Source organism: Variovorax boronicumulans NBRC 103145, from assembly GCF_001591345.1.
In the GTDB taxonomy this organism is placed as follows: domain Bacteria; phylum Pseudomonadota; class Gammaproteobacteria; order Burkholderiales; family Burkholderiaceae_C; genus Variovorax; species Variovorax boronicumulans.
This window is the reverse complement of sequence record NZ_BCUS01000271.1, coordinates 1-855: the sequence shown is the minus strand read 5'-3', so window position 1 is coordinate 855 and position 855 is coordinate 1. Positions and strand designations below refer to the sequence as shown.

At 72.3% G+C, this 855-nt stretch carries 1 protein-coding gene; it reads left to right on the top strand.

Features of this window, described 5'->3' with window-relative positions; translation table 11 throughout:
* A partial coding sequence (locus VBO01S_RS31490) for an FUSC family protein (RefSeq protein ID WP_169805125.1) occupies positions 1–855 on the top strand: 855 nt, incomplete at both ends.

Sequence of the window (855 nt, the reverse complement as noted above, 5' to 3'; positions counted from 1 at the left end):
CTGGGCACCGCACAAGACACGGGGCTCACGCCCTGGGCCCGCGCGCTGCGCATCGGCCTCGCAGGCCGGCTCGAAGAGCTGGTCGACGGCTGGACCGCCTGCGCCCGGCTGCGCCGCGACATCGACGAAGGCCTGAAGGGCGGCGCGCCGCTGCGCCGCACGGCCGCGCTCGGCCAGCGCGCGATGCACCGCGACCACGGCATGGCGCTGCTGTCGGCGCTGGCCGCCGTCATCGCCATCTGCGTGTGCGGCGCGTTCTGGATCCTCACGGGCTGGACCATGGGCTCGGCCGCCACCATGATGGCCGCCGTCTTCTGCTGCTTCTTCGCCACCATGGACGACCCCGTGCCCGCGATGCACGGCTTCCTGAAGTGGACGCTGTGGTCCATTCCCATCTCGGCTGTCTACGTGCTCGTGCTCATGCCCACGGTGCAGGACTTCGGCATGCTCGCGCTGGTCTGCGCGCCGCTGTTCCTGGTGCTGGGCCTGTACCTGCCGCGCCCGACGCACTTCATGGCCGCGATGGCGCTGGTCTTCGGCGTGTCGGGCACGCTGGCGATGCACGACACCGCCAGCGCCGACCTCGTGAGCTTCATCAACAGCATGACCGGCCAGATCGTCGGCGTGGTGATGGCCGCGCGCGTCACGCGGCTGGTGCGCTCGGTGGGCGCCGACTGGAGCGCGCGCCGCATCCAGCGCGCCACCTGGCGCGAACTCGGCGACATGGCCGCTTCCACCCAGCCGCAGTACGCGCAGAGCGACGCCTACGCCGTGCGCATGCTCGACCGCATCGGCCTGCTGGCGCCGCGCATCGCGCAGGCCGGCGGCACCGTGGAAGGCGTGGCCGCGAACGAC